15 protein-coding genes and 2 tRNA genes are annotated in these 20,731 nt (G+C 66.1%); 14 read left to right on the top strand and 3 right to left on the bottom strand.

Features of this window, described 5'->3' with window-relative positions; translation table 11 throughout:
- The first annotated feature begins 34 nt into the window (after window positions 1-34).
- From FBZ88_RS19165 to FBZ88_RS19150, 4 genes are all read left to right on the top strand, one after another.
- A complete protein-coding gene (locus FBZ88_RS19165) occupies window positions 35-1,081 on the top strand; it encodes a retropepsin-like aspartic protease (protein ID WP_186454728.1) in 1,047 nt (348 codons plus the stop codon).
- 79 nt (window positions 1,082-1,160) lie between these two features.
- Entirely contained in the window at window positions 1,161-2,240 is a 1,080-nt protein-coding gene (locus tag FBZ88_RS19160) for a retropepsin-like aspartic protease family protein (protein WP_186464487.1), read from the top strand.
- A gap of 150 nt (window positions 2,241-2,390) precedes the next feature.
- Window positions 2,391-3,389: a retropepsin-like aspartic protease gene (locus FBZ88_RS19155; protein ID WP_186464486.1), complete on the top strand. Its 999-nt coding sequence runs from the start codon at window positions 2,391-2,393 to the stop codon at window positions 3,387-3,389.
- Between the two features lie 76 nt (window positions 3,390-3,465).
- Window positions 3,466-4,572 (top strand): retroviral-like aspartic protease family protein, encoded by a 1,107-nt coding sequence (locus FBZ88_RS19150; protein ID WP_145618767.1) that lies wholly within the window; start codon window positions 3,466-3,468, stop codon window positions 4,570-4,572.
- A gap of 189 nt (window positions 4,573-4,761) precedes the next feature.
- Here the strand turns inward: FBZ88_RS19150 and gltB are convergent, their stop codons facing one another.
- Complete coding sequence (gene gltB, locus FBZ88_RS19145; protein WP_145618835.1) at window positions 4,762-9,333, bottom strand: glutamate synthase large subunit; 4,572 nt, start codon at window positions 9,331-9,333, stop codon at window positions 4,762-4,764.
- Window positions 9,334-9,354: 21 nt separating this feature from the next.
- Entirely contained in the window at window positions 9,355-10,800 is a 1,446-nt protein-coding gene (locus FBZ88_RS19140) for an NAD(P)-dependent oxidoreductase (protein WP_145618766.1), read from the bottom strand.
- A gap of 452 nt (window positions 10,801-11,252) precedes the next feature.
- Between FBZ88_RS19140 and FBZ88_RS19135 the strand changes: the two genes are divergently transcribed.
- Complete coding sequence (locus FBZ88_RS19135) at window positions 11,253-12,068, top strand: undecaprenyl-diphosphate phosphatase (RefSeq protein WP_145618765.1); 816 nt, start codon at window positions 11,253-11,255, stop codon at window positions 12,066-12,068.
- A 152-nt stretch (window positions 12,069-12,220) separates the two neighbouring features.
- Here FBZ88_RS19135 and FBZ88_RS19130 read toward each other — a convergent pair whose 3' ends face one another.
- Window positions 12,221-13,225 carry a complex I NDUFA9 subunit family protein gene (locus tag FBZ88_RS19130; RefSeq protein WP_145618764.1) on the bottom strand — a complete coding sequence of 335 codons (1,005 nt, stop codon included), beginning with the start codon at window positions 13,223-13,225 and terminating at the stop codon, window positions 12,221-12,223.
- Between the two features lie 309 nt (window positions 13,226-13,534).
- Between FBZ88_RS19130 and FBZ88_RS19125 the strand changes: the two genes are divergently transcribed.
- From FBZ88_RS19125 to ptsN, 9 genes are all read left to right on the top strand, one after another.
- A tRNA-Leu gene (locus FBZ88_RS19125) sits at window positions 13,535-13,621 on the top strand.
- A 275-nt stretch (window positions 13,622-13,896) separates the two neighbouring features.
- Window positions 13,897-13,983: transfer RNA gene (locus FBZ88_RS19120), tRNA-Leu, on the top strand.
- A gap of 146 nt (window positions 13,984-14,129) precedes the next feature.
- Window positions 14,130-14,741, top strand: a complete 612-nt coding sequence (locus FBZ88_RS19115; protein ID WP_145618763.1) for a ribonuclease D — start codon at window positions 14,130-14,132, stop codon at window positions 14,739-14,741.
- 229 nt (window positions 14,742-14,970) lie between these two features.
- Window positions 14,971-15,783, top strand: a complete 813-nt coding sequence (gene lptC, locus FBZ88_RS19110; protein WP_186464485.1) for an LPS export ABC transporter periplasmic protein LptC — start codon at window positions 14,971-14,973, stop codon at window positions 15,781-15,783.
- Window positions 15,780-16,805, top strand: coding sequence for an LptA/OstA family protein (locus tag FBZ88_RS19105; RefSeq protein ID WP_145618761.1), 1,026 nt, complete (start codon window positions 15,780-15,782; stop codon window positions 16,803-16,805). Before lptC ends, FBZ88_RS19105 begins: the two co-directional genes overlap by 4 nt.
- Window positions 16,802-17,611 carry an LPS export ABC transporter ATP-binding protein gene (gene lptB, locus FBZ88_RS19100; RefSeq protein ID WP_145618760.1) on the top strand — a complete coding sequence of 270 codons (810 nt, stop codon included), beginning with the start codon at window positions 16,802-16,804 and terminating at the stop codon, window positions 17,609-17,611. The genes FBZ88_RS19105 and lptB overlap by 4 nt, the downstream gene beginning before the upstream one ends.
- Before the next feature lie 61 nt (window positions 17,612-17,672).
- Entirely contained in the window at window positions 17,673-19,208 is a 1,536-nt protein-coding gene (gene rpoN / locus FBZ88_RS19095; RefSeq protein WP_145618759.1) for an RNA polymerase factor sigma-54, read from the top strand.
- Between the two features lie 138 nt (window positions 19,209-19,346).
- Window positions 19,347-19,991, top strand: a complete 645-nt coding sequence (gene hpf / locus FBZ88_RS19090; protein WP_088870641.1) for a ribosome hibernation-promoting factor, HPF/YfiA family — start codon at window positions 19,347-19,349, stop codon at window positions 19,989-19,991.
- A 204-nt stretch (window positions 19,992-20,195) separates the two neighbouring features.
- A complete protein-coding gene (ptsN, locus tag FBZ88_RS19085; protein ID WP_088870640.1) occupies window positions 20,196-20,654 on the top strand; it encodes a PTS IIA-like nitrogen regulatory protein PtsN in 459 nt (152 codons plus the stop codon).
- Window positions 20,655-20,731 lie beyond the last annotated feature (77 nt).

Genomic DNA, 20,731 nt, shown 5'->3' with positions numbered 1-20,731 from the left:
AACAAGGTGGGGGCGGGTTTTGAGTCGTTTGTTGATGCGCATGGCGACCTTTACAGGAGTGGCCATGGCGGGGGCACTGGGTCTGGCGCTGCCCCCGGAAGGCGTCACCGCCCAAGCCGCGGACGCGCAATGCACCCTGGACCGGTGGATCGTCCCCGTCGTCATGGAAGGCAACCAGCCCCTTATCCCCGGCGAGATTAATGGAACGCCCGTCAAATTCCTGATCGACACCGGCGCCAACGACAGCTTTATCCTGCAAGGTGCGGCCAAGCGATTGAACCTGCCGAAAGGTCGGCTGAAGGGCTATGCCTATGGCGTGGACGGCAAAAGCGACATCAACGACACCATCATCAAGACACTGACCCTGAACGGCAGCAGCGCCAGCGATGTCCCCATTACCATCGCCGGCCAAGGCGACAATTTGGGTCACCCCGATGTCGTCGGCGTATTGGGAGAGCGCTTCTTCAGCCACTATGATGTCGAGCTGGATTTCGCCCATAGCCGGGTGGTGCTGTATACGCCCCATAATTGCGGCGACGCCGACTTGATGACTTGGCAGGGCAGCTACTCCGTGGCGAGTTTCCGCCCCATGACGTCCTTCCTGCCGCAGGTCATCATCGACTTGCAGATCAATGGCACTCCTATACAGGCCTTGCTGGACACCGGTGCTTATTTCTCGGTGCTTACACTGGATGCTGCGCAACGGCTGGGAATGACACCGGCCTCGCCCGACGCTAGACCGGTGGCACCCAGTGGCGGCGTCAACGGCAGGGCCGTTTCCACCTGGGTTGGAACTTTCGACAGCTTCACCCTGGGGGACGAAACTATCCGGCATCCGAAGATGCGCTTCGGCCTTCTGCGCAGTGGTTTCGAATCTTTCAATGCCCGGGATGCGACCACGGTGGCCGGAATGCAAATGCTGCTGGGGGCGGACTTCCTGCGCAGCCACCATGTGCTGATCGCCCATAGCCAGCATAAGCTCTACTTCAGCTATGTGGGCGGCCCGGTGTTTCAGACTGATGCGCCGCCCCCCGCCGTGGCGGCACCCGTCGCCCCGGCGGCCGAGCATCAAAGCGAATAGAACGCTGGCCGGCGCCGGACAGGCGCGCGCATAGTCACGGCAACGCGAAAAAAAAGATGAAGACGGGGGCCTCATGGGGATGATGAAGACGAAAATTCGCGCGGGCGTGTCGGCGCTCGCCCTGATGGCGCTGGCGCTCCTTCCTTCGGTGTCCGCCCAGGCGGCCTCCTCCTGCAAACTGGCCCAGGTCGCGGCCATTCCCCTGGAGATGGACGGCAACATCCTGCTGGCCCGTGTCGCCATCAACGGCAAGCCCGCGCGCATGCTGGTCGACACCGGCGCCTGGATGTCGATCCTGACCCGGTCGTCGCTGGCCCCCTTAGGCCTGAAGGCGGTGGACGCGCAAGGTGAGATGATCGGCATCGACGGAACCAGCCGCCTGCTGCAGACCACCATGGACAGCCTGGAACTGGGCACCTGGCATGGCCGCGATGTCCGCGTCTATGTCGGCGGCTATGGGTCCTTGGGGGACAATGCCGTCGGCGCCCTGGGCATGGACCTGCTGGAACGCTACGACATGGAATTCGACCTCGCCCACAACCTGCTGAACCTGTTCAAGCCGGAGAAGTGCGACAACGATGTCCTGGCCTATTGGTCGAACAGCTACAACGTCACCGACATGGACGATGTGCGCGGCAACCGCTCCCGCATCCGCGTTCCTGTGCTGGTCAACGGCCAGACCGTGCACGCCGAACTGGACAGCGGCGCCAGCATCACCGTGCTGGATGAGGGCGTGGCCCGTCGCGTGGGCGTCGATGTCGTCGCCGGTGAGGGCGCCAAAGCCGGGATCCTGCAAGGCGCCAACGGCTATGCCGTCGAGACCCATATCGGCACCTTCGACAGCTTCAGCATCGGCGATGAGACCATCCGCCATGCCAAGCTGCGCGTGACCGACCTCTACAACCGCGTGGGCACGACCTATGTCGGCAGCCGCCTGAGCACCTCGTACGGCGACACCGACATGTACCTGGGGGCGGATTTCCTGCGCAGCCACCGCGTCTACATCGCTTCCAGCCAGCGCAAGGTCTATTTCACCTATCAAGGCGGACCGGTGTTCCAGGTGGTGGGCCCGGCGCTGACCTCCGCGGCCCGCGGCGCCAAAGCGGATGAGGAGACGGAGCCGTCCGCCGCCGCCCCGACGAAGGCCCAAGGACAATAGCGGCGGGGCCCGTTTCCCGTCGCGGCGCTTGATCCCTACACCGTTTGCGTGCACTCCTCTATGTGCATAAATGCGAACAACGATGTCGGGCAGGAGATGGGGAAGCGGATGCGCGTGCGATCGCGGGCTTTGCTTGCTGGGGTAGCCTTGTTGGCCCTGTCCATGGTCGCCGGAACGACGGCCTGGGCCGCCGACACCTGCCAGATGATCAAGTCGGATACCCTGCCGGTGGTCATGGATGGCAACCAGCCGCTGGTGAAGGTGGAGGTCAACGGCCACCCCGTCTATTTCCTGGTCGATACCGGCGCTGCCCTCAGCATGATTCTACGCAGCAAGGCGGAGGAGTTGGAGTTGCCAGGCTTCAGCGGCCGCAACGGCACGCTGAGTGGCGTGGGCGGGCGCAGCGACATCCAGACCACGCGCATCAAGACCTTCACCCTGGGCAGGCAGACGGTCACCGACATGGCCCTGAACCTGGCGGGGGAGCGGGCGCTCGGCCGCGAGGATGTGGTGGGCCTGCTGGGCGAGGATGTGTTCCGCAAGTTCGACGTGGAACTGGACCTGGCCCATGAGATCATCAACCTGTACCAGCCGCGCGGCTGCGAGAACGCCTTCCTGGGTTTCTGGGCTGACAACGCCATGACCGCTGATATCCACACGGTGAACCCGCAGAACCCCCATATCATCATGGACGTGACCCTGGGCGGCCAGGCGGTGCAGGCCATGCTGGATAGCGGCGCTACGCATTCCGTCCTATCGTCGCAGGCGGCGGCCCGCATCGGCGTGACGCCGGAGACGCCGGGCGTGGTCATGGCCAACGCTGCCCAGGGCCTGGGTGCCAAGACGGTGCAGGAATGGGTCGGGGTCTTCGATGGCTTCACCCTGGGCGATGAGACCATCAATCATGCCAAGCTGCGCTTCGGCGACTTGTTCGGCAGCGGAACCTACACCGACAGCGGGTCGCGCATCGCCCGAACCACCCAGGCCAGCACGGACATGCTGCTGGGTGCGGACTTCCTGAAAGCCCACCACGTGCTGATCGCCCACAGTCAAAACAGGCTGTACTTCACCTACAACGGCGGCCCGGTGTTCCAGGTAACGGGCCCCGCCTTGCAGAGAGCTGGCGGCACGACGGCTCCAAAAGACTGACCCGTCCCCACCTTCGCCGCATCCCTGTACAATCATCTGAGTTATTATTACCGCTTCGCGGCGGGGGCCGTGATCGTTGGGGGAACAGCTTTACATGATTTCATGGTATTGGCGACAGCGCCTGGCCCTAGGGCTGGCCGCTTGTGCGCTATCCACCGCCGCTTGGTCGGCGAACGCCGTCGCCGCGTCGTCATGCAAACTGGCCAAGGTCGGCGTCGTGCCGGTCACCATGGACGGAAACCAACCGCTGATCAACGCCACCGTCAATGGCACGTCCGTGCATTTCCTGCTGGACACCGGGGCGGACAGTTCGATCCTCAGCCGGCCGGCTGCTACACGCCTGAATCTGCACACCCGCAAGACAGGCGGATTGCTGATCGGCTTGGACGGCGCCGCGCCGTTGCGGCGGACTACCATAGACACCCTGGAAATGGGTACCTACCGGGGCGAAGACATTCGAGTGCTGGTGGGTGGCGACAACGATGTCGGGGCCGGCGACGACGTCGTGGGCGTGCTGGGGATGGATTTCCTATCAGGACACGACCTGGAATTCGACTTCGCCCATAACCTGCTGAACCTCTATAAGCCGGAAGGCTGTGACAAGGTGGAACTGGCCTATTGGACCGATTCCTACAGCGTGGTGGACATGGACGACAAATGGCCCACCCGCGATGCCATTCGCCTCGTCATCACCGTGGACGGCCAGCCCCTGCACGCCTTCGTCGATAGTGGCGCCACCGTCAGCCTGCTGGACGCCAAGGCCATGCGTCGCTTAGCGCGTGACACAGCCGCGGTCGGGACCGGCCCGGAGGCGGACGCGACGCCGGGAGGCGCCATGCGGGGGCTTATTGGACGATACATCCCGACCCTGATCAGCATGTTCGGAAGCGTTAGCATCGGCGATGAAACCATCAAGAACGCCAAGATGCGTTACCTGGCGTACCAGGACGGCACGGGCCAACTGGTGACCGACCGCAAGCTGGATGACATCCTCGGCAGCAACGTCGATATGATCTTGGGCGCCGATTTCCTGCGGTCCCATCGCGTCTACGTGGCCTTCAGCCAACGTAAAATCTACTTCACTTACGCCGGCGGCCCGGTCTTTCAAACCAAGGGCGAAGCTATGGTCCGCGACCGGCACGGCGACGGGCCCGCGGACCCGGCGACTGCATCCGAGCAATAAGGGCGCCAACAAAAACCGCCACCGGAATGCCTCCCGGTGGCGGTCGCGTTTTCCGGGGGGCGGTGGCGGGTGCCGGCCGGCACCCCCTCGCCCCCTCTCCTTCGTCCCTCTTCGTGGGGCTCCCTTCAGGAAAGACGCCCCGGTCGAAACCGGGGCGCCCGAGCGGAAAAGGTTACTCGGCGCTGGCTCTTACTCCGCGCTGAGGGCCTGGGGCGGGACGACGGGCACCGCCAGGCGGTGCAGCATTTCCTTCGGCACGACCTGCCAGAAGTGACCGCGCACCAGCGGCCAGTCATTCAGCAGGGTCATGGCCCAGCGGCTCTGCGTCCGCGCCACGTGTTCCTCGATCAGGGACACCAGCATGTCCTCGTAATGCTGGACCTCGATGCGCTGGAAGATGACGCTGTCGGGGTTGATGTGCAGCGGCAGGGTACCCGTCTGGTCATAGACGAAGGCCATGCCGCCGGTCATGCCGGCCGCGAAGTTGTCGCCCACGCCGCCCAGGATGACCACCATGCCGCCGGTCATGTACTCGCAGCCGTTGGAGCCGCAGCCCTCCACCACCACCGTGGCGCCGGAGTTGCGGACGGCGAAGCGCTCGCCCGCCTGGCCGGCGGCGAACAGCTTGCCCGCCGTGGCCCCGTACAGCACCGTGTTGCCGATGATGGTGTTCTCGTTCGACTTCAGCGGCGTGGCCGTCATGGGCCGCACAATGATGGTCCCGCCCGACAGGCCCTTGCCGACATAGTCGTTGGCGTCGCCGAACACCTCCAGCGTCAGGCCCTGGACGGCGAAGGCGCCCAAGGACTGGCCGGCGGAGCCGCGCAGCCGCACCGTGCAGTGGCCGGGCTGCAGGCCGCTCATCCCGAACTTGCGGGTGATCATGGCCGACATCCGGGTGCCGATGGCGCGGTGCGTGTTCTGAACGTTGTAGGCCAGCTGCATCTTCTCGCCATCATCGAACAGCTGACGGGCGTCGCGGATCATCTGGGCGTCCAGCGTGTCCGGCACCTCGTTGCGGCCAACCTGGGTGCAGTACCGGGCGCTGTCACCGGCGGGGTCGGCCTGGGCCAGCAGCGGGTTCAGGTCCAGGTCGTCCAGGTGAACAGCACCGCGGCTGACCTGGTGCAGCAGGTCGGTGCGGCCGATGACCTCCTGCAGCGAGCGGAAGCCCAGGCTGGCCAGGATCTCGCGCACCTCTTCCGCCATGAAGCTGAACAGGTTCACGACCTTTTCCGGGGTGCCCACGAACTTCTGCCGCAGGCTTTCATCCTGCACGCACACGCCCACCGGGCAGGTGTTGCTGTGGCACTGGCGCACCATGATGCAGCCCATGGCGATCAGGCTGGCGGTGCCCACGCCGAACTCCTCTGCCCCCAGCATTGCCGCCATGACGATGTCGCGGCCGGTCTTCAGGCCGCCGTCGGTGCGCAGGGTGACGCGATGGCGCAGGCGGTTCAGCGTCAGCACCTGCTGCACCTCGCTGAGGCCCATTTCCCACGGCAGGCCGGCGAACTTCACGCTGGTCTGGGGCGAGGCGCCGGTGCCGCCGACATTGCCCGACACCAGGATGACGTCGGCGCCGGCCTTGGCCACGCCGGCGGCGATGGTGCCGATGCCCGAGCGGCTGACCAGCTTCACGCAGACCTTGGCGTCCGGGTTGATCTGCTTCAGGTCATAGATCAGCTGCGCCAGATCCTCGATCGAGTAGATGTCGTGGTGCGGCGGCGGGCTGATCAGCATGACGCCGGGCGTGCTGTGCCGCAGTCGGGCGATCAGGTCCGTCACCTTGAAGCCGGGCAGCTGCCCACCCTCGCCGGGCTTGGCGCCCTGGGCCACCTTGATCTCGATCTCGCGGCACTGGTTCAGGTACTCGGCGGTGACGCCGAAGCGGCCCGACGCCACCTGCTTGATGGCGGAGTTCCAGTTGTCGCCGTTGGCGTCCGGCTTGAAGCGTGCCGGATCCTCACCCCCCTCGCCGCTGTCGGACTTGGCGCCAATGCGGTTCATGGCGACGTTCAGCGTGCCGTGCGCCTCGGGGCTGAGGGCGCCCAGCGACATGGCCGGGGTGATGAAGCGCTTGCGGATGGCGGTGATGCTCTCCACCTCGTCCACCGCGACCTTGCCCTTTGAGGGGCGGAAGTCCAGCAGGTCGCGCAGCTGCAGCGGCGGGCGCTTGTGCACGCCTTCGGAGTAGCGCTTGAAGGTGGAATAGCTGTCGTTGGACACCGCCTGCTGCAGCAGGTGGATCAGGCCGCCTTCCCAGGCGTGGCGATCGCCGCCCTTGCGGAACTTGTAGAAGCCGCCGATGGGCAGGGCCACGACCTCCTCGTTCCAGGCCAGCGCATGCTGTTCCAGCACGTCCTTCTGGATGCCGACCAGACCCAGGCCGGAGATGCGGCTGATCATGCCGGGGAAGTGCTCGGCCACCAGCGAGCGGGACAGGCCCACCGCTTCGAAGTTCAGGCCGCCGCGATAGCTGGAGACGATGGAGATGCCCATCTTGGACATGATCTTCAGCAGGCCTTCGTTGATGGCCTTCTTGTACCGCTCCAGGCACTTTTCCAGGGGCATGTCGCCGAACAGGCCGCGCCGCTGGCGGTCGGCGATGGCCTCCTGCGCCAGGTAGGCGTTGACCGTGGTGGCGCCCACGCCGATCAGCACGGCGACGTAGTGCACGTCCAAGCACTCGCCCGCCCGCACGTTCACCGAGGTGAAGGTGCGCAGCTGCTGGCGGATCAGGTGGGTATGGACGGCGCCCGTCACCAGGATCATGGGCAGGGCGGCGCGGCCGGGGCCCATGGCCTCGTCCGTCAGGATCAGGTGGGTGGCGCCGCCGCGCACCGCGTCCTCCGCCTCCTGCCGCACGCGGCGCAAGGCGTCGGTCATGGCGAACTCACCACCGTCGGGATCGAAGGTGCAGTCGATCTCCGCCGCCGTGTCGCCCATGTAGCGGCGCATGGCGATGAATTCCGCCGTCGTCAGGACGGGAGTCTCCAACTGCAGCAGGCGGGTCTGGCTGTCATCCTCGTCCAGGATGTTGCCCAGGTTGCCCAGGCGGGTCTTCAGGCTCATCACCCGCTGCTCGCGCAGGCTGTCGATGGGCGGGTTGGTGACCTGGCTGAAGTTCTGACGGAAATAGTGGTGCAGGCCCCGGTAGCGGTCGGACAGCACGGCCAGGGGGCTGTCGTCACCCATGGAGCCCACGGCCTCCTTCGCATCCTCCACCATGGGGTGCAGGATGGTCTCCACATCCTCCATGGAGATGCCGTAGGCCACTTGGCGGCGGCGCAGCTGGTCGCGGCTGAGCTCGGCCGTGGCGGCGGGCGCCCCCTTCACCAGGTCGTCCAGCGCCGTGATGTGGCGGACCCAGCTGCCGTAGGGCTTGCTGGCGGCCAAGGTGTCCTTGATCTCGCGGTCCTTGTAGAGACGGCCCTCGGCCAGGTCCAAGGCGATCATCTGCCCGGGCCCGAGGCGGCCCTTTTCCTGCACCGAATACTCCTCGACCTTGGTCATGCCCGTCTCGGAACCGGCGATCAGCAGGCCGTCGCCGGTGACGACGTAGCGCATGGGGCGCAGGCCGTTGCGGTCCATGCCGCCCACGACCCAGCGGCCGTCATACATGGCCAGCGCCGCCGGGCCGTCCCACGGCTCCATCACCGCGTTGGCGTAGCTGTACAGGTCGCGGTGGTTCTGCGGCATGGTCTCGCGATCGGACCAAGCCTCCGGCACCAGCATGGTCTTGACCATAGGGGCGGAGCGGCCGGAGCGCACCAGCACCTCGAACACAGCGTCCAGGCAGGCGCTGTCCGACCCGCCGGCAGGAATGATGGGCTTCACGTCCTCGATCAGGTTGCCGAAGATCTCGTGACCCATGCGGGTCTCGTGCGCCTTCATCCAGTTGACGTTGCCGCGCAGCGTGTTGACCTCGCCGTTGTGCGCCAGCATGCGGAAGGGCTGGGCCAGCCACCAGGTGGGGAAGGTGTTGGTGGAATAACGCTGGTGGTAGATGGCGAAGTTGGACTCGAAGCGCTCGTCCAGCAGGTCCGGATAGAAGGACGTCAGCTGCTCGGCCAGGAACATGCCCTTGTAGATGATGGAGCGGCACGACAGCGTGCAGATGTAGAAGTCGCTGATGCTCTCCGCCTTCACCGCCTTCTCGATACGGCGGCGGATGACGTAGAGGTCACGCTCCAGCTGGTCTTCCGGGATGTTGCGTGGGTTGCCCACCATGATCTGCTCGATCTCGGGGCGGGTGGCGTTAGCCTTCTCGCCGATGATCTCGATGTTGATGGGAACCTGGCGCCAGCCATAGATGGTGTAGCCGAACTTCAGGATTTCCGTCTCGACGATGCAGCGGCAGCGCTCCTGCGCCTCCATGTCGGTGCGGGGCAGGAAGACCTGGCCGACGGAGATCAGGCCGTCCGGCGGCAGGTGGCCGCTGCGGGCCACATGCTCGCGGAAGAAGCTCTGCGGGATCTGCAGGTGGATGCCGGCGCCGTCGCCGGTCTTGCCATCGGCGTCGACGGCGCCGCGATGCCACAGGGCGCTGAGCGCCTCCACCGCCTTCTCCACGACGGAGCGGCGGGGCTTGCCGTCGATGGCTGCGACGAAGCCAACGCCGCAGGCGTCATGCTCCATCTCCGGGGACCAGACGTGCGCCGCTTCCAGGCGGGCGGCGCTGGCGCGGTAGCGCTCGACGAACTCGGCGCCGGTCTCGGTTCCATTGGAAACGGAAAGGGGGCTGCCGTTTTCGATCATCTCGCTCATCTCAAATCCCCCTTACTCGGCGGCCAGCGCGGCGGCGGCGCGGGCGGTGATATAGTTATGGATGCCGGCGGCGGCGTCGCGGCCGTCGCGGATGCCCCAGACGACCAGGGAGGCGCCGCGCACGATGTCGCCGGCGGCGAACACGCCTTCCAGGTTGGTCATCAGGGTGCGCGGGTCGGCCATGACGGTGCCCCAGCGGCTGACCTTCAGGCCCGGCTCACCGAACAGGGTGGGCAGCGGCTCGGGATCGAAGCCCAGGGCCTTGATCACCAGGTCGGCCTCCAGCGTGAAGGCGGAGCCCTCGATGGGCTGCGGCGTCTGGCGGCCGGAGGCGTCGGCCACGCCCATGTGCATGCGGTGGGCGCGCACGCCGGTCACCTGGCGGTCGCCCAGGAAGGCGTCCGGGGCGGCCTGCCACACGAACTCCACGCCCTCTTCCTCGGCATGGGCCACCTCACGCTGGCTGCCCGGCATGTTGGCGCGGTTGCGGCGGTACAGGCACTTCACCGACTTGGCGCCCTGGCGGATGGCGGTGCGCACGCAGTCCATGGCGGTGTCGCCGCCGCCGATGACGACGACGTTCTTGCCCTTGGCGTTCAGGCGGCCGTTCTCGAAATCCACCACCGTGTCGCCCAGGCCGGTGCGGTTGCTGGCGGTCAGGTAGTCCAGCGCCGGGACGATGCCGTCCACGCCGCTGCCCGGGCCTTCCAGTTCACGCGCCTTGTAGACGCCGGTGGCGATTAGGATGGCGTCGTGCTGGACGCGCAGCTGGCCCAGCGTGGCGTGGCGGCCGACCTCGAAGCCCAAATGGAAGACGACGCCGGCGTCGGCCAGCAGCTTGGCCCGGCGCTCCACCACATCCTTCTCCAGCTTGAAGCCGGGGATGCCGTAGATCAGCAGGCCGCCCACGCGGTCATAGCGGTCGTAGACATGCACCTGGTAGCCCTTGCGGCGCAGCTGGTCGGCGGCCGCCAGGCCGGCGGGGCCGGCGCCGATGATGCCGACGCTCTGCGGCCGCTCGCGCACCGGGGCAGCCGGCTTCACCCAGCCGCGTTCCCAGGCGGTGTCGGTGATGTACTTCTCGACGGCGCCGATGGTGACGGTGCCATGGGTCGACTGCTCGATGGTGCAGTTGCCCTCGCACAAGCGGTCCTGCGGGCAGATACGCCCGCAGATCTCGGGGAAATTGTTGGTGGCCTGCGAGACCTCATAGGCCTCTTCCAGGCGCCCCTCGGCGGTCAGCTTCAGCCAATCGGGGATGTTGTTGGAGACGGGGCAATGCACCTGGCAGAAGGGCACGCCGCATTGGGAGCAGCGCGAGGCCTGGGTGGCCGCCTGATCATCCGCGAAGCGGGCGTAAATCTCATCGAAATCCCGCCGGCGCAGCGCGGGCTCGCGTTTGTCAGGCATCTGCTGGTCCGTGTGGACGAACTGGAGCATCTGCTGCTTCTGCGCCATGGCCTTGATCCTTCGTGCTCTGCCCCGACGGCCTGTGCGGTGGCCGGCGGAGATGTCTCCGTCTCGCCCGTACCGCGGCGGAAGGCCGCCGGGTCACGGGCTTGCGCACAAGCGGGTGCGCCGAGTTCATATAAGTCGTTACGACCCATCGCTCCAGCACTTTTTTCACGTTAAGTCAGCTTAGCTGTCCTATTGTGCATCGAGCACGAGACTCAGGTGTGGAAAAGCGGTGACAGGCCCATTCGCATCTGCGGCATATAGTACATGATTGTTTACCATATACGTCCAGGCAATTGATTTTGCTTAAAACCTGAAATGAGAAGTCTCGTCATGCGACGGCGTCCGCTCCCCAAGCGGCTGTCGCCGCCCGGCGCGACCGCTGCTATAAGCAGGCTGCCATCCAGCGGTCGGGTCCCGTCCGGCCACCAATCGCCCCTAGACGTTGAGGCGCCATGTCTTTTTTGCAGACCCTGATCTTCGCGATCATCCAGGGCATCACCGAGCTTTTCCCCATCAGCAGCGTCGCCCACGGGGTGCTGACGCCCTTCCTGCTGGGCTGGGGTCTGGACCAGGCCTTCCTTAAGGAACACTTCCTGCCCTATCTGGTGATGCTGCACCTGGGCACGGCGGCGGCCCTGCTGGTGTTCTTCTGGCGCGACTGGGTCAACCTGCTGGCGGGCGTGGTCAAGGGTGGCCCGGATCGCCGTGTGCTGGCCCTGCTGGTGGTGGGCACGATTCCCGCCGCCATCCTGGGCCTGGCCTTCGAGAAAGTGCTGCGCGCCGCCTTCAGCGACCCGTTCAACGCCGCCATTTTCCTGATCCTGAACGGCTTCCTGCTGTTCTTCGGCGAGCGGCTGCGCGGCCGGGGTGAGCGCACCCTAGCGGAATTGAGCTTCGTCCAGGCCCTGCTGATCGGCCTGGCGCAGTCGCTGGCCCTGATCCCCGGCTTCTCCCGCTCCGGCGCCAGCATGGTGGCGGGCTTTTGGGCCGGCCTGAAACATGAGGAGGCCGCGCGCTTCTCCATGCTGTTGGCCACCCCCATCATCGCCGGCGCCAGCCTGCTGGTGGTGCCCAAGATGCTGCGCCAGGCGGAGGGCGACGTGATCCAGAGCGCGCTGGTGGGCGGCGCCGTGTCGGGCGTCTGCGCCCTGGTCGCCGTCTGGGCCCTGATGCGCTGGTTCAAGCGCAACGAGATCGACGCGATGCGGCCCTTCGCCTTCTACTGCTGGGCCCTGGGCGCCGTCGTGCTGGGGATGATTTACATTTAAGAAGCGCGCCGATCCCGAATCGGATCAACGAAAAGGGCGCCTCCCGGCTGGGAAGGCGCCCTTTCCATTTAGATCTCTACCAGCGGCATGAGCCTTCGGTCGTGCCGCTGTAGGATGCGACTGCGTCCGCGCCCGGCGCCTGAGGGAAGCTCTCAATAATGCGTGCCGTGGGCGTCGATCTTGGTCAGCGCCGGCAGGGACGGACCCTGGCGATGGCTGTCGTAACGGCCGGCCAGCTGGAAGCGATCCAGGTAGGTCGGCAGGATCACCTCGGCGGCGGTGGGCGTGACACCCAGGTCGGCCAGGCCCGGCAGCTTACCGGACAGGACGTTGTCGCTCTTCAGCAAGGTCACCTGGTCGCGGGTCAGCGGCTTGCCGGGCACCATCTCCAGGAAGGTGGCCTGCAGGCTGGCCAGGCCCCAGGGCAGGGACACCAGGCGGGTCTTACGGCCGGTCAGGTCCAGGACCAGCTGGATCAGTTCGCGGAAGCTGTAGGCGCGGGGGCCGCCCAGCTCGAAGGTCTTGCCCTCGGCGCCGGCGCGGGTCACGGCGTTGATGATGGCATCGGCCACGTCACCGACATAGACGGGCTGGAAGCGGGTGGCGCCGCCGCCGATCAGCGGGACGAAGGGCAGCGTCTTGGCCATCCCGGCGAAGCGGTTGAAGAAATTGTCCTCAGGCCCGAAGACGACACTGGGACGCAGGATGGTCGCCTCGGGGAACACGGCGCGGACCGCCTGCTCCCCCGCCGCCTTGCTGCGGGCGTAGGCGGAGCGGGAATTGGCGTCGGCGCCCAGGGCGGAGACGTGCACCAGGCGGGCGACATCGGCCCCCTTGGCCAGGCGGGCGATGCGGCCGGCGGCCTCGGCATGCACCAGGTCGAAGCGCTGGCGCCCGCTCTCGGCCAGGATGCCCATCAGGTTGATGACGACGTCGGCGCCCTGGATGGCGCGGGCGACGGAGGCGTCGTCGGCGATGTCCACGGCCATGGGGACGATCTGGCCCACGGCGCCGTTCATCTTGAGGAAGGCGGCCTCGCCCGGGTGGCGGGCGGGGACGCGGATGACGCAGCCCGTCTTGGCCAGGCGCCGGATGACATGGCGGCCGATGAAGCCGGCCCCGCCGAACACGGTGGCGATACGAATGCTAGTGCCCATCCTCTTAGACCCTCTGCCCACTAAACGAATGACCCGCCGGACTTGTTGGTTCCGACCCTACCCGCATGCGGGCGGTGATCGGGGCCGGCGGCGGCCGGAGACCCAAGCTTATAGCGAAGCCGGCGGGCGAGGGCTAGGCGCTTGGCCAAAGCCTGAAATGCAAGGAGAAGGACGCGCCCATGCACACGCGTGGGCGGGCGCGGCAGGGCGCCGGACGCCCCTTCCCATGCCCCTTCACAAAAAACGAAAAGGGCCGAAAGAAGAGTATTGACAGGCCCCGGCCAGAATCGTACTTAAGCGGCCCGCGCTGCCCAGGTGGCGGAATTGGTAGACGCGCAGGTTTCAGGTACCTGTGGCAGAGATGTCGTGGAAGTTCGAGTCTTCTCCTGGGCACCAATTACAGCGCGGGTTCAACGCAGGGCCGCCGTGTTCCAAATGGAACCGGCGGCCCGCGGCGTTTCTGGGGTCCGCTGACGCGTCGAACAGCGCCATCCTTCCCATCGAATACCTGACTGGTGGCCCCGCCCCAACACCCTCGTCCTGGACGGGCGTGATCGGCGTCGTGCACGGGACCACCCCAGCGCCTGGCGCCACCGTCAAAAAAATTCAAAGTCGCCAAAAGAAGGGTGTTGACAGGCCCCGGCCGTAATCGTACTTAAGCGGCCCGCGCTGCCCAGGTGGCGGAATTGGTAGACGCGCAGGTTTCAGGTACCTGTGGCAGAGATGTCGTGGAAGTTCGAGTCTTCTCCTGGGCACCAATTCAGCGCGGGTTTAAGGTCGCAGGGCCGCCGATGTTCCCATGGAACGCCGGCGGCCCGCGGCGTTTCTGGGGTTCGGTTTCGCGAGCACCCCTGGCGCCGGCGGGCCTTCCTCGGCAGCCCCTCCAGCATGAAGGACCGGTTTGATGCCCATCGATCTCTATGACGGCGATTTGCCCGACGGCCTGGACCTGGGCCCGGTGGTGGCCATCGACACCGAAACCATGGGGCTGAACCCGCACCGCGACCGCCTGTGCCTGATCCAGCTGTCGTCCGGCGACGGCCGCTGCCACCTGGTGCAGCTGCGCCAAGGCCAGTATGACGCCCCCAACCTGAAGCGCCTGCTGACCAATCCGGAACAGCTGAAACTGTTCCACTTCGCCCGCTTCGATATCGCCGTTCTGAACCAGTACCTGGGCGTCGTGACCGCCCCGGTCTACTGCACCAAGATCGCGTCCAAGCTGGTGCGCACCTACACCGACCGCCATGGCCTGAAGGATCTGTGCCGCGACCTGCTGGGCGTGGAGCTGTCCAAGCAGCAGCAGTCGTCCGACTGGGGTGCGGAAGAGCTGACGGCCGAGCAGCTGAAGTACGCCGCCTCCGACGTGCTGTACCTGCATGACATCAAGGCGAAGTTCGACGCCGTGCTGGCCCGCGAAGGCCGCACCGAGCTGGCCGAGGCCTGCTTCCGCTTCCTGCCGCACCGCGCCCTGCTGGACCTGAGCGGCTGGGACGAGCCGGATATTTTCGCCCACTGAGGCGCCCACTGGGGCGTCCCTTTGGGGGAAGGTGCGGGCCGCCCTGCCCCTTCTCCCCATCCCGTGCGGGCGTGCCGCATGGGTGGGTGGCGCGCCGTACCCCTGGAAAAAGGGACGGCGCATGACGATTTGACCGTGGAATCCCTGCTCAGTTAGATTGGGCCTCAACCGGTAGCGGCGGCCGCCGGACATGCCTGCGCCACAATTGGCGGCCAAACCCCGTGGAACCATGACCCTGCCCCCCCCTTCAGAAAACCCCGGCGCCGACACCGGCGACGCGGGCGGGATTCGGCAGCCGGCACCCCCGGCCGGTTCCGCGCCCCCTTCCGGCCAACTTTCGGACCAGCGCGGTCAGGAGCAACGGGGCCGGGGCGCCAGCGCCCGGCACACCCGCCGCGTCAACCAGGCCAAGGTGGTGTTGCCCACCCTGGCCGGCCTGACCATCGCCGCCATCGCGCTTTGGCCTCTGATCAAGGAAACCACCAATCCCCGCCCCGCCGACCCCGGCACCGGGCAGCTGGAAATGCTGGACGCCCATTTTCTGGGAACGGACAAGACCGACCGGCCCGTGGAAGTACGTGCCGACCGGGCCATGCAGGAAAGCAATCAGGACAACCTGATCGATCTTGTTTCGCCCGAGGCGGAGATCACGCTAAAGAATGGGCAGTGGGTGACCCTGAACGGGGACACCGGGCGGTACGACAAGCAGTCTGGCCACCTGACGCTGGAGGGGAGGGTCACGCTGTTTCACGATCACGGCTATGAGTTCACCACCGACAAGGCGGAAGTGGACACCAGCAAGAACATCGCCTGGGGCAACGCGCGCGTGGCCGGCCAGGGCCCGTTCGGCGACATCGACGCCGGCGGCTTCCGCATGACCGACAAGGGCAGCACCATCGTCTTCACCGGCAAGGCGCGCCTGCGCCTGGTGGAGAAGGAGCACCACGCCGACGGCGCCACGCCCGCCGGCCCCATCCCTGCACCCCCCATCATGGCACCCCCCATCACGGCACCGTCGCGGACCGGAGGCAAGAAACCTTGAGTATCCGGTTCACGAAAACGGTCCCGGTGGTGCGGACCCTGATGCTGGGCGGCCTGGCGGTCGCGGCCACGGCCCTGGTCGCCTTGGCCCCATCCTCCCGCGCAGAGGAAGCAGAGGGGGCCAAGCCCGCTCCTGAAAAGCACGCTGGCGAGAAGCCCGCCAAGGCCAGGAAGCCCGCCGCTCCGCCGGCGCAGAACCCCGCCGTTCCGGGCGAACCGGGCCTGCTGCCCTTCACCCCGGCCGAAGTCACGGCTTCCCCCCCGGGCGCCATCGACATCACCTCGGACGAGACGATGGAGTGGCACAACGACCAGCTGGCCGCCGTGGCCCGGGGCCACGTCATCGTGACGCGGGGGGAGGACACCCTGCACTGCGACACCCTGGTGGTCTACTACCGCAAGGCCAATGACGGCTCGACCGAGATGTATCGCATGGCCGCCGACGGCCAGGTGGTCATGACCTCACCCAGCCAGCAGGCCTATGGCGACCACAGCGTCTACGATGTGGACCAGGACGTGACCGTGCTGACCGGCGACCATCTGCACCTGGTCACGCGCAGCGACACGGTTTACGCCCGCGACACCCTGGAATACTGGCGCCAGCAACAGTTGCTGGTCGCGCGCGGCAACGCCATCGCCATCAACGACAAGGGCGACCGCATCCGCGCCGACGTGCTGGTGGGCATCATGGAAGAGAATGCGACCAAGCAGTTGGAGATGACGCGCATGGATGCCAAGGGCAACGTGCTGATCGTCACCCCCAAAGATATCGCGCGCGGCACCGAGGGCACCTATAACGTGAAGACGCGCATCGCCATCCTGACGGGCGATGTGAAGCTGACCCAGGGTCAGAACCAGGTGAACGGCCACCGGGCCGAGGTCAACAACGCCACGGGGGTCAGCCGCATGCTGCCCGACGAGACCGTCAAGGGGGGGCGCGTGCATAGCGTGCTGATACCCAAGAAGTCCGATCAGCCGGCCGCCCCTGCCGCGCCGCCCGCTGGCGGCGGAGCGCAGCCATGAGCAAGACATCCGAACCCGCGAAGGTGCCGGCGGCGCCCAGGGAACCCAAAGCGGGAGGCCCGCGCCTGGTGTCAGACAACCCCAACAGCGGCCTGACGGCCACCAAGCTGGGCAAGAGCTACAAGGGCCGCCCGGTGCTGCGCGATGTCAGCGTCAGCGTACGCCGGGGCGAGGTCGTTGGCCTGCTCGGCCCCAACGGCGCCGGCAAGACCACCAGTTTCTACATCATGACCGGGCTGATCATGCCCGATTACGGCACCATCACCCTGGACGGGCTGGAAGTCACCGAACTGCCCATGTACCGCCGCGCGCGCTTAGGCATAGGCTATCTGCCGCAGGAGGCCTCGATCTTTCGCGGCCTGACGGTGGAAAACAATATTCGCGCCGTGCTGGAGGTGGTGGAGCAGGACCGCGACAAGCGTGAAGCCACGCTGGATGAGTTGCTGGCCGAGTTCTCCATCAGCCATCTGCGCCGCACCTCGGCCCTGGCCCTGTCGGGCGGTGAGCGCCGCCGCGTGGAAATCGCCCGCGCCCTGGCGTCCCAGCCCAACTTCATCCTGCTGGACGAGCCGTTCGCCGGCATCGACCCCATCGCCGTCAACGACATCCGCGAACTGGTCAGTCATCTGCGCGAGCGCGGCATCGGCGTCCTGATCACCGACCACAACGTCCGCGAAACCCTGGACATCGTTGATCGCGCATACATTCTTCACGATGGTATGGTATTGATGGAGGGTGAACCGTCCGAGATCGTGGCCCATAAGGACGTGCGCCGCGTATACCTTGGCGAACGGTTCAGTCTGTAACTAAGTATAAGCGCGTTCTGCGCAATTCCATTTCGGGCCACTGTTCTTATTCGGGCGGGTGATGGCGCTTCAACAACGCCTTGATCTTCGGCAGACCCAGGCGCTGGTGATGACTCCCCAGCTGCAACAGGCGATCAAGCTGTTGCAGCTGTCTAACCTGGAGTTGGCCGACTACGTCGATCGCGAGATGGAGCAGAACCCGCTCCTGGAACGCGATGATGGCGACCGTAATCGCGATCCGGCCCCCGATGGGGTGGATCGGGAGGAGGTGGTCGCGCGTGGCGACGACCTGCCCGTGCGCGACACGGCCGACCTCACGTCTTCCGACCATATGGGCTCCTCCAGCGACGCGCCGCTGGACACGGACTTCGAGAACGTCTGGACCAATTCCAGCGCGGTCGACATGGCGGCCGACGCCATGGGCGAGGGCGGCGAGGCCTTCGGCAACTGGTCGGGACGCGGCGGCAGCTTCGAGGATGACGAAAACTCGTTCGAGCAGACGCTGTCCGGCAGCGTCTCGCTGCGCGACCATCTGACCGAGCAGATCACCATGGACATCGCCGATCCGCTGGATCGGATGGTGGCCTTCGCCCTGATGGACTACCTGGACGAGGCCGGCTATTTCACCGGCGACATCGCCGTGGTCGGGGATCAGCTGGGCTGCACCGAATCCCAGGTCGTTTCGGTTCTGGAACGGTTGCAGCGCCTGGACCCCGTTGGCATTTTCGCCCGCTCGCTGAAGGAATGCCTGGCGCTGCAGCTGCGGGAGCTGGACCGGCTGGACCCCTGCATGCAGGCCCTGCTGGACAACCTGCCCCTGCTGGCCGCGCGCAACGTGCCGGCCCTGCTGAAGGTCTGCCAGGTGGATGCCGAGGACCTGGCCGACATGGTCGGCGAGATCAAGGCGCTGAACCCCAAACCAGCCCTGGCCTTCGATCATGAGCCGGTGCAGACCGTGGTGCCGGACATCGTCATGCGCGCCCAGCCCGGCGGCGGCTGGCTGGTGGAGCTGAACAGCGACACCCTGCCCCGTGTGCTGGTCAACCAGCGCTACTACGCCCGCATCCAGGGGGCCGCCCGGAACAAGCAGGACAAGGAGTATCTGACCGAGCAGTTCCAGTCGGCCAGCTGGCTGGTGAAGTCGCTGCACCAGCGGGCCAACACCATCCTGAAGGTGGCGACCGAGATCGTGCGCCAGCAGGACGCGTTTTTCCTGCACGGCCTGCAGTTCCTGCGCCCCCTTATCCTTCGGGATATAGCGGAGGCGATCGGCATGCACGAATCCACCGTCAGCCGCGTGACGACCAACAAGTTCATGGCCACGCCCCGCGGCCTGTTCGAACTGAAATACTTTTTTACATCAGCCATTTCCGGGGCGGACGGCCAGGCCTCGCACTCGGCCGAGGCGGTGCGTTACCGCATCAAGGTGCTGATCGACGCGGAAAAGCCGGATGAGATCCTTTCGGATGACCGTCTGGTCGAGATCCTTCGGGATGAGGGGATCGACATTGCACGGCGGACGGTCGCCAAGTATCGTGAAGCCATGAAGATCCCTTCCTCAGTCCAGCGTCGCCGGGAGAAGGCCCTTGGGATCTGAACCATGCGCCCGATGGATGGCGCATGACGGCTGGCCTTCCCAGCAGCAAAAGGCCGGCCGAGGGCTATTGTAAAGGCCGACGGCAAGGCACCACGCCGCCGCCACTCCTGGCTTCCAACCAAGCGAGACGGACAGGCCATGCATATAATCGTCAAAGGCAAGCAGCTAGACGTTGGCGAGTCCCTGCGCACCCATGTCGAGACCACACTGACTGGGTTGGTGGAGAAATATTTCAGCAGTCCGCTTGAGGCGACCGTCGTGCTGTCGCGCGAAGCGCATCTGTACAAGGCGGACATCCAGGCCCACGTCGGCCGCGGCATCCTTCTGCAAGCCTATGCCGAAGCCACGGAACCCTATCCCGCCTTCGATGAGGCGGCGGAGCGCGTCGCCAAGCGCCTGCGACGCTATAAGCGCCGGTTGCGCGACCATCACCAGCGCGTGCACGGCGAGGCCGAGGCCGCCGTGCCGGCCCGCAAATACATCATCAACGCCGACGCCCACGACGACGAGGCCGATGAAGGCGGTCAAGGGGCCGGCAGCCACAACGGGCACGCGGTGAACGGCAACGGTGCCGACCACCACCCCATGATCATCGCCGAGATGCAGACCAACATCGACATGCTGACGGTCAGCGAGGCGGTGATGCGCATGGACCTGGCGGATCTGCCGGCCCTGCTGTTCCGCAACCGCGCGCATGGCCATCTGAACATGGTCTATCGCCGGCCCGACGGGAACGTCGGCTGGGTCGACCCCTCCGACGGCAAGCCCACGGCCACCCACTGATCGGAACCTGCTGATCAGGATACGGCTTCCGGAGCTATCCCCGCCGGCCTTGGCCCCATTGACCTCGGGGCGGGGATAGCCGAAGCTTGGAACCGGGGGTTGGGCGGAAAAGTTTGATAAACCTTTCCGCCCTATAAAACTTCAAGCGAAATGCCCGTGTAAGCGAGTGTGGTGGCAATGCCGTCCCAGTTTTTGTTGACGCCGATGGTCGAGCTTTTGAGGCCGGACGGCATTGTCGCCAATCTCAAGGCCTCCTCCAAAAAGCAGGTGCTGCAGGAACTCGCCAAACGGGCCGCCGACCTGACCGGCCAGCATGAGCGGGCCATCTTCGACGTACTGTTGGAGCGGGAGCGCCTGGGCACCACCGGCGTGGGCCGGGGCATCGCCATCCCCCACGGCAAGCTGCCCACCTTGCCCAAGGTCTGCGCCCTGTTCGCCCGTCTGGAACGGCCGGTGGATTTCGACTCCATCGATGAACAGCCGGTGGACCTGATCTGCCTGCTGCTGGCCCCGGAATCGGCTGGTGCCGATCACCTGAAGGCCCTGGCCCTGGTCTCGCGCATGCTGCGCAACCCGCTGTTCTGCGAGAAGCTGCGCGGCGCCGACACCGCCGACGCCATCTACGCCCTGCTGACGCACACGGAAGCCAGCAACGCGGCTTAGTTCGTTTTCCTCAAGCGCCGGCAGGCCCGTCCGGGCCTTTGGCTGTCCTCGCTGCGCCCTTCGGTGCTCGCTCCGGC

The sequence above is a fragment of the Nitrospirillum bahiense genome (assembly GCF_007828025.1).
GTDB classification, from domain to species: Bacteria; Pseudomonadota; Alphaproteobacteria; order Azospirillales; family Azospirillaceae; genus Nitrospirillum; species Nitrospirillum amazonense.
The sequence above is the reverse complement of the archived record's forward strand: the minus strand, read 5'-3'. Positions and strand labels throughout refer to the sequence as shown.

What these genes read in the sequence shown, in the direction of transcription:
- hpf (WP_088870641.1), top strand. Translation starts at nt 19,347, where the DNA reads ATGCATATAATCGTCAAAGGCAAGCAGCTAGACGTTGGCGAGTCCCTG.
- gltB (WP_145618835.1), bottom strand. Translation starts at nt 9,333, where the DNA reads ATGATCGAAAACGGCAGCCCCCTTTCCGTTTCCAATGGAACCGAGACC.
- FBZ88_RS19135 (WP_145618765.1), top strand. Translation starts at nt 11,253, where the DNA reads ATGTCTTTTTTGCAGACCCTGATCTTCGCGATCATCCAGGGCATCACC.
- lptB (WP_145618760.1), top strand. Translation starts at nt 16,802, where the DNA reads ATGAGCAAGACATCCGAACCCGCGAAGGTGCCGGCGGCGCCCAGGGAA.
- ptsN (WP_088870640.1), top strand. Translation starts at nt 20,196, where the DNA reads ATGGTCGAGCTTTTGAGGCCGGACGGCATTGTCGCCAATCTCAAGGCC.
- FBZ88_RS19115 (WP_145618763.1), top strand. Translation starts at nt 14,130, where the DNA reads ATGCCCATCGATCTCTATGACGGCGATTTGCCCGACGGCCTGGACCTG.
- rpoN (WP_145618759.1), top strand. Translation starts at nt 17,673, where the DNA reads ATGGCGCTTCAACAACGCCTTGATCTTCGGCAGACCCAGGCGCTGGTG.
- FBZ88_RS19130 (WP_145618764.1), bottom strand. Translation starts at nt 13,225, where the DNA reads ATGGGCACTAGCATTCGTATCGCCACCGTGTTCGGCGGGGCCGGCTTC.
- lptC (WP_186464485.1), top strand. Translation starts at nt 14,971, where the DNA reads ATGACCCTGCCCCCCCCTTCAGAAAACCCCGGCGCCGACACCGGCGAC.
- FBZ88_RS19160 (WP_186464487.1), top strand. Translation starts at nt 1,161, where the DNA reads ATGATGAAGACGAAAATTCGCGCGGGCGTGTCGGCGCTCGCCCTGATG.
- FBZ88_RS19140 (WP_145618766.1), bottom strand. Translation starts at nt 10,800, where the DNA reads ATGGCGCAGAAGCAGCAGATGCTCCAGTTCGTCCACACGGACCAGCAG.
- FBZ88_RS19165 (WP_186454728.1), top strand. Translation starts at nt 35, where the DNA reads ATGCGCATGGCGACCTTTACAGGAGTGGCCATGGCGGGGGCACTGGGT.